Origin of the sequence: Micrococcus terreus, from assembly GCF_900116905.1 — a bacterium.
Lineage (GTDB): Bacteria > Actinomycetota > Actinomycetes > Actinomycetales > Micrococcaceae > Citricoccus > Citricoccus terreus.
Window position 1 is genome coordinate 1 of the sequence record NZ_FPCG01000023.1, and the last position, 7,078, is coordinate 7,078.

The window sequence follows — 7,078 nt, forward strand, 5'->3', positions numbered from 1 at the left end:
AGTCGCGGCGGGCGACCCCCGGCCTTCGACGGGCAGGCCTACCGCGGGCGCAACGTCGTGGAACGGTACTTCGCCCTGGCCAAGCAATGGCGCGGCCTGGCCACCAGATACGACAAGCTCGCCATCACCTACCGCGCCGCCGTCACCATTTGCGCCATCCTCACCTGGCTACGCGCATAAGGGAGACACGCCCTAGTGATGGGCCCGGTAAGCGTGGTGTTGTTGGTGCGAGCCCGCGCTGCTGAGCGTCGCGAGCGGTGCTTGCCGTCGCGTTCACCAGCACCGACGGCCTGACCGCCTCGCGAGGCTCGCGGGCTGCGTTGGCGCACCTTCTCGGCGAAGTCCGGTCGAGGAGGAGCCGTCATGTCTGGTGTTGCTGGTCTTGGTGTTGATGAACGTCGTGCCCGGGTGGTGCTGTCGTTGTTGGCCGAGCCCGACGATGCAACGACTGGTCGTCTGCTACAGCAGCGGGGTGCTGTCGAGACTCTGAGGCTGCTCGACAGTGATGCCGCAGTTCCGGGTCTGAGCCGGGTGGATGCACAGGTGTGGCGTGACCGGTTCTCTCCACAGGAGGTCGAGCGGCTCAGTGAGCGGTTGCGGACGGTCGAGAACGGGGGCTTCGCCACGTTGATTGCGGGTGACGTGGAGTGGCCGCGGGCTTTGGATGATCTTGGGGAGCGTGCCCCGTATGTTCTGTTCGTGCGTGGCGCGACGTCGTTCCTCGCGCGCCCGTTGGAGGACCTGGTCACCGTGACCGGTTCTCGTGCGTCCACGTCTTATGGTGAGCGGGTCGCCAGCGAGTTGGCTGGTGATCTGGCGAGTCGGGAGCGCCTGTTGGTCGCTGGTGGTGCTTTTGGGGTCGAGGGTGCAGTGCATCGTGGAGCGTTGGCTGCTGGTGGTGACACGATCGCGGTGCTGGCCGGAGGCGTGGACCGGCTCTACCCTCGCGGGCATCACGACCTGCTGAACCAGGTCGCTGATGTCGGTGCCCTGGTGAGCGAGCTGCCTCCCGGGGCTGTGCCGACGCGGCATCGCTTCCTAGCTCGCAATCGGCTGCTTGCTGCCTTGTCTGGCACAACGGTGATCGTCGAAGCGGCCGCACGATCAGGAGCCTTGGGCGTGGCCCGAGAAGCGCATCGCTTGGGTCGTGATGTCGCAGCGGTGCCCGGGCCGGTTACGAGCGTGTCGAGTATTGGCACCCACGAGCTTCTCCGCGCAGGAACTGCCCGGCTGGTGGCCTCGGCGAACGACGTCGAGCACCTTCCGCCTCAGCATCTCCAGGAACGGGCGGAACTGTCTGCCGATTTCCAACGGCGCAACGCACCGGTATCCGAGTCGCCCGGCCGCTCGATGTAGTGCCGACGCGTAGCGACATCGACCAGGCGCCCCGGCCTCGAACCCCCGAGAACATGAGGGCCATCAACAAGCCCCCTCCGCGGGCCCACGCCACGGCCACAGCTACGGGCAGATATTCCTGGGCGTTCACACGTCAGTAGCGCCGACGGCAGCGTGTATCGCCGCGTCAGCCGCGTCCCAGTCTCCTGTGACGAGCCCGTAGTGCAGTGCCCCGCGGTACCGGATCATCAGCATTGTCATCCGCGAAGCAGCCTCGTGCGCATCAAGGCCGCGGGTCTGTAGATGACTGGTGATCGCGTCGGTCCACTCGTGGTCGAGTTCGTGGAGCATGGTTCCGTACGTGTCGGGGTCGCGGATGGCTAGGGCGGCGAGTTCGAAGTACAGCGCGAGGAAGTGCCGCGCTTGCTCCTGCTTCTGCTCCTCCCACATGCTCCTGACCACCTCGCCAAGGGCCACCGCACCCGTGCTGGGCTGCTGGTCTGGAGCAAGTGCCTTCGCGAGTGTGGGTTGCTGGTGGCGGAGGTGCCGGATGGCCTGGGTGATCAGCTTTTCCTTGCTGCCGAAGTGATACAGCAGCGTTCGCGGCGAGACTCCCAACTCCGCAGCGAGTGGCCGCAGGGTGACACCGGCGATACCGCGCTCCTGCAGCACCTGAGCTGCGGCGTCAAGCAGGTCACTGGTGCGCTGAGGGTTCTTTGGGCGGGCCACACCCTATTCTTACCACAGTCGTTTCAGTAATATGGTCGCATGCTGCTCACCGCTCCTCCCCCGCTGCCCAGCCGACGCGACGTGCTCGTTGCCGTTGGGTATGGCGTCGTGATCTGGGTGATCGCCACCGGGCTGCTTGTCACGGCAGGTACAGTCCTCGTCCCTGACGCCGGGGCCTGGAGTGGCGTACCGGTGATCATCGTGTTCGGTCTGCTCGCTCTCGGTGTCGCCATGGTCGGCTACCTGTTGTTCCGTAAGCGCCGCGATGATTCGTTGATGCTCCGGCTGCTGTTCGGTACCACGATCTCAGCAACCGGGCTCCTACTGGATGCCATCGTGTACGGAGCCGCCGCCGGTCAGTACCCGACGCTTTCAGGGAACCAGCAAGGCCCGGTCGCGTTTTTCCTCGTCCTCGCCTACGGCCTCCTCCTGATCGCACCCCACCTCTGCCCGCAACGTGCCCCAGACAACCGCTAGACCAATTGGCGAGACGCCTGCGGTGCGGGGCGCCGGCGCTCGTCGTGGATGGTCGGGCGGGCCAGGGTCCGTAGTGCTGTTTCGGCTCGGGCGCGGTCGATCTTCTGGGCCGTGCTCTCCGGCTGGGAGCCGAGTGGGGCCGGGTCGGTGATCTGGTAGCGGTCTCGGTAGGCGGCGACGACCAGGGCGCGGCGTCGCCACTGCTGCCGCTCCCGCCCAGTCGCGGGTATCGGGCCGAGTGCTGTAACCCATGGTTCGTGGGTGTGGAGGGCGGTGTCGAGGACTGCTTCTGCCCGGGTTTCGATGAGGTGGCGGCGCTCGGTCAGAGCCCGTTGCATGTCGGGGGTCATGGGTCCGGTGGCTTCGGGAATCAGCCCGGCGATGAGACGCGGTGCCTGTCGGGTGCGGCCGGAGCCGGCGGGTCGGGTGGTGGCGTTGGCGAGGCGGTGATGGATCACCGACGCGATGTCGTCGGCGTCAGCAAACCCACGAGCCCGAACGAGGCGCGGTAGAAGGGTGTCGACGTTGTGGTGGTTGGCTTCGGCCCGGCGCAGTTCCGCAGTCAACGCGCCGAGCAGGAACAGCGAAAGCAGCAGGCAGCGGAGCGGGCACGGCAGCTCACCGACCCGTTCGAGCACGATCCCCATCGCAACGCCCCGCGACATGAGGGGCCGACACGCGGGCTGTAGAAACGCGGCGTGGACTATGAATCGATGCGAAGGTAATCATACGTGTTAGCCTGTATGTATGAGACGGACTGCTGAGGACGCGGAGCGTACGCGTCTGGCGTTGCTTGAGGCGGCGTTGATGGCCTTCGAAGAGAAGGGGTGGAGGGGGGCAACGTTCGAGCATGTCGCTGAACGTGCAGGTCTCACCCGCGGAGCGTTGCACCACCACTTCCGTTCCAAGGCCGTGCTGCTGGAGGAAGCGCTCACGTGGGGCTGGGCCGAGTACGGCAACCACCTCTTCGTCCACAACGGCGAGGCGACACTCTCAGCGCTGTTGACGGAGTTCGTGACGCTGCTGCGAGATGACGCCCTGTTCCGTGCCCTGGCTGCGAGCACCGTGCTCGTCGCCCCGCAAGCGCTCACTGACCGCTCGGAGAAGAACGCCGCTCTCGATGCCTGGCGCGATCAGATCGCTGCCACCCTCCCCAGCACGGGCGAGGCCGACTCTGAGACGGTCGCGGGCTTGGCGCTGGTGTTCTTACAAGGGCTCACCGTGACTGCGGTGACCCGACCCGATGATCTTCCGCAACCCGACGAATTGAGCGCCGCCATGACGGCACTGGCAAGGGGGTTGCTCACCTAGAAAGGACTCGTCACCTCATGACGACACACGACCCGGCCTCGCATATTCGAGGCACCACCCCGGCCCGCGCACTCATTGTCGGCTCGGCCGCGATGTTCACCGACATGCTCGTGCACGGCCTGGCCGTGCCCGTGCTCCCATTGCTCCCCGCCGTGGTCGAGCAGGGGCCAGCCGCCACCGGCATCCTCTTCGCCTCCTACGCGGTCGCGATGATCGTCGCGACGCTGTTCGCCGGGCGCATCGTCGACCGGCACGGCCCGAAGACCCCGCTCCTGATCGGCCTGGTCGGGCTTGCCGCTGCAACCCTGTTGTTCGCCACCGGTGGCCCCTACTGGTTACTCCTTGTCGCTCGCTTGGCACAGGGCATCGCAGGCGGCATGTCCTGGGTTGCCGCGCTCTCCCTGATCGCAGCAACGACGAGCTTCGAGAAGCGTGGTCAGGCGATGGGGATCGCCATCTCCAGCCTCACACTCGGCGTGCTGCTCGGCCCGCCACTTGCCGGGTTCATGGTCGAACACCTCGGCACCGCCTCCCCGTTCCTGCTCGCCACCGGAATCGCCTTGGCTGACGGGGTGCTGCGCATCGTCCTCGTCAAAGGCTCTCCACGGGTCACCGACGACACCGCAGGCCCGCTCGCGGTGCTACGGGTGCCTGGCTCGTTCTCTATCGTCCTCGCCATCGCTATCGGCGCGGGTGCGCTCTCCGCCATCGAACCCGTGCTGCCCGTGCATCTCGGGGCCGGGTCGCTCATCATTGGCCTGCTCTTCGGGCTCGCCTCGCTCGCGGCGATCATCGCCAATCCCATTGTCGGGAAGTACGTTGCCACGGCATCGCCGAGGGTCCTCATCGGTTCCGGTGTTGCCGCTGCCGCCGCTTCTCTGCTGGTCATCGGCTGGGCCGGTGAACTGTGGCAGACCTGCGTCGGTATGGGGCTTCTCGGCGTCTCCTCGGCGCTGTTGCTGGCCCCGGCGACCACGCTCATCAGCGAGCAGGGGTTCCGGTCGAGCCCGCCGACCCTCGGCGGATCGTTCGCGCTCTACAACTTCGCCTACGCAGGTGGGCTGGCGCTCGGGCCGCTCCTGGCCGGGTTCGGGGTACAGCGAACAGGCTTCGCCGCGACGATGACTTTCGGCGCAGTCCTCTTCCTCGCCGTTGGCTCAATAGCCCTGATACGGCTCCCAATACGACAGCACGAAGGAGCACATAGCAACTGACCGAACCCGGACTCGGGGGGCGCGCTTCGTTCGATGACATTGGGCAGGACGCGCCCCCGCGCAGTAGGCTGAGAACCGCAGAAACAAGCCGAGCGAGACGTGACTACTTTTGCTCCCCTACGGGGTGCCCGCCTCGGCGTAATAGCGAGTCAACGGAGTCGACAACGACCGGTCACCATCACCAGCCGCCACAGTGCGCAGCAGGTACCTATAGCCGTCACCCGCACTCATCACCCGCATCGACACCGTCACCCAAACCACCCCTCACCCGCTCCCCATACAGGTGAGCCGGCAGCCTCCCAACCTCGATCTGCAAGACGCGTGGCAGATCTGTCGAGGTCTCTCACGGAACGAATCTCGATGATGCCGAGGCTCTGCGGCCGTGGGTTAGCTCGGGATTCGTACTGGCCAGCATTGATACGGATCTCCGCGTCTTTGAGCAGAGACGGGATATTGAGTTGCTGACCGGCAGCCGGGTCACCTACGCTGGTGGGCATGTTGTTCTACGGCACTGCTTCGCTGCGTCTGCGCAGCCGCTAACAGCGGCGGGCACCCTCCACAGGTTGTTGCTCCCGCACCCGGTGATCACGGCCGGGCGGCTCTTTCAGCGTGCCCGGCTCCGCAACAACCACGGAGCAAACAGTGCCTACCTATCGAGGTGGCCGTCATGAGCACGGCCAGAACTTCCTGACTGACCCATCCACCATTGCCACGATCACACGGCTCGTGGCTGCCACCGATGGCCCGATCATCGAGATCGGCCCCGGTGACGGAGCACTCACCACCCCGTTGGCCCAGCTCGGGCGACGGGTGACAGCCGTCGAGATCGACACCCGGCTCGCCCGGCGCTTGATCGGACGCCTCCCGTCACATGTGGAGGTCGTCGCCGAGGACTTCCTGACCTACCGGCTTCCCACGTCGGCGCACGTGCTCGTCGGCAACCTGCCGTTTCACCAGACCACGGCCATGCTGCGACGCATTCTGCACGCCCCCGCATGGATCGATGCAATCGTGCTCGTGCAATGGGAGGTTGCGCGGCGCAGAGCGGGTGTTGGTGGTGCCACGATGATGACGGCGCAATGGGCGCCTTGGTTCGAGTTCACGCTGCACAGTCGTGTTCCAGCCCGCGCGTTCACCCCACGTCCGGGAGTCGACGGCGGAATCCTCACCATTCACCGTCGCGAACATGCGCTGCTGTCCCCGGCACGGCGACGCCAGTTCCACGCTCTGGTCCATCGCGTCTACACCGGTCCCGGCCGCGGGCTTGCACAGATCCTCGCGCGCACCACCTCACTCGGGTCACCACAGACGACACAGGCGTGGCTGACACGCCACGGCATGACCGCTGCAGGACTCCCGAAGGACATGCCCGTCGAGGCATGGGTGGATTTATTCAAGACCACCGGTTCTTCACCGCCTGCACACCGTGCGCAGACGCAGCAGGTGAAGTCGAGGAGGCGCCGTCGATGACCATCGCAGCGCGGCATCAGGCCTGCCGCTACACGTCAACAGCTAGGGCGTGTCTCCCTTATCGGTGATGAGGCTCGCGGCAGGCTGGTCGGGTGAGGTCAACGGGATCGCGGTATCGGGTGTTCACGGATGAGCAGTGGGCGCGGATCGAGCCGTTGTTGCCCTCGAATCAGGGCCGGCGCGGGCACCCGTTCGGGGAGCACCGGCGGGTGGTCGAGGGCATCGCCTACCGGTACCGGACCGCGATCCCGTGGCGGGACCTGCCCCGGGAGCAGTTCGGGCCGTGGCAGACGGTGTGGAAACGCCACCGCCGCTACGCCGCGGACGGCACCTGGGACCGAGTCCTGACCCAGGTGCTGGTCGAGGCCGATGCGGCCGGGATGATCGACTGGGCCGTCTCGGTCGATGCCACCATCGCCGGAGCCCATCAGTACTCCACGGACACGACCCGCCCGGACCAGGACACAGGGGGCCGGGGCGAATCAGAAGAAACTGCCGCTGACCGAGGTTGAACCGCCTGGTCACGGCATCGGGCGCTCCCG

At 66.3% G+C, this 7,078-nt stretch carries 8 protein-coding genes and 1 pseudogene; 7 read left to right on the forward strand and 2 right to left on the reverse strand.

Features of this window, described 5'->3' with window-relative positions; translation table 11 throughout:
- Both BM355_RS13855 and BM355_RS13860 read left to right on the forward strand, forming a co-directional pair.
- Positions 1–180, forward strand: a 180-nt coding sequence (locus BM355_RS13855) for a transposase (RefSeq protein ID WP_143109533.1), incomplete at its 5' end; no start/stop codon positions are given.
- Between the two features lie 183 nt (positions 181–363).
- Positions 364–1,356, forward strand: coding sequence for a DNA-processing protein DprA (locus BM355_RS13860; RefSeq protein WP_091699729.1), 993 nt, complete (start codon positions 364–366; stop codon positions 1,354–1,356).
- Between the two features lie 126 nt (positions 1,357–1,482).
- On the opposite strand, the gene BM355_RS13865 is transcribed toward BM355_RS13860, so the two are convergent.
- The gene (locus BM355_RS13865) at positions 1,483–2,064 is read right to left on the reverse strand and encodes a TetR/AcrR family transcriptional regulator (RefSeq protein WP_091699731.1); all 582 of its coding nucleotides are present in this window, start codon (positions 2,062–2,064) and stop codon (positions 1,483–1,485) included.
- Positions 2,065–2,103: 39 nt separating this feature from the next.
- Between BM355_RS13865 and BM355_RS13870 the strand changes: the two genes are divergently transcribed.
- On the forward strand, positions 2,104–2,541 hold the full coding sequence (locus tag BM355_RS13870; RefSeq protein WP_091699734.1) for a hypothetical protein: 438 nt from the start codon (positions 2,104–2,106) through the stop codon (positions 2,539–2,541).
- On the opposite strand, the gene BM355_RS13875 is transcribed toward BM355_RS13870, so the two are convergent.
- Complete coding sequence (locus BM355_RS13875; protein ID WP_218154355.1) at positions 2,538–3,188, reverse strand: hypothetical protein; 651 nt, start codon at positions 3,186–3,188, stop codon at positions 2,538–2,540. The two genes, BM355_RS13870 and BM355_RS13875, sit on opposite strands and share 4 nt — an antisense overlap.
- A 100-nt stretch (positions 3,189–3,288) precedes the next feature.
- Here BM355_RS13875 and BM355_RS13880 point away from each other — a divergent pair, with 100 nt between their 5' ends.
- From BM355_RS13880 to BM355_RS13895, 4 genes and pseudogenes are all read left to right on the forward strand, one after another.
- Entirely contained in the window at positions 3,289–3,852 is a 564-nt protein-coding gene (locus tag BM355_RS13880; RefSeq protein WP_068426063.1) for a TetR/AcrR family transcriptional regulator, read from the forward strand.
- Between the two features lie 17 nt (positions 3,853–3,869).
- A complete protein-coding gene (locus tag BM355_RS13885; RefSeq protein ID WP_068426060.1) occupies positions 3,870–5,066 on the forward strand; it encodes an MFS transporter in 1,197 nt (398 codons plus the stop codon).
- A 642-nt stretch (positions 5,067–5,708) separates the two neighbouring features.
- Positions 5,709–6,536, forward strand: a complete 828-nt coding sequence (erm, locus tag BM355_RS13890; RefSeq protein WP_091699737.1) for a 23S ribosomal RNA methyltransferase Erm — start codon at positions 5,709–5,711, stop codon at positions 6,534–6,536.
- Between the two features lie 92 nt (positions 6,537–6,628).
- Positions 6,629–7,078: pseudogene (locus BM355_RS13895) on the forward strand (IS5 family transposase); the annotation flags it as partial.

Coding starts and splice junctions, on each gene's coding strand:
- BM355_RS13875 (WP_218154355.1), bottom strand. CDS start 3,188: ATGGGGATCGTGCTCGAACGGGTCGGTGAGCTGCCGTGCCCGCTCCGC.
- BM355_RS13885 (WP_068426060.1), top strand. CDS start 3,870: ATGACGACACACGACCCGGCCTCGCATATTCGAGGCACCACCCCGGCC.
- BM355_RS13860 (WP_091699729.1), top strand. CDS start 364: ATGTCTGGTGTTGCTGGTCTTGGTGTTGATGAACGTCGTGCCCGGGTG.
- BM355_RS13880 (WP_068426063.1), top strand. CDS start 3,289: ATGAGACGGACTGCTGAGGACGCGGAGCGTACGCGTCTGGCGTTGCTT.
- BM355_RS13870 (WP_091699734.1), top strand. CDS start 2,104: ATGCTGCTCACCGCTCCTCCCCCGCTGCCCAGCCGACGCGACGTGCTC.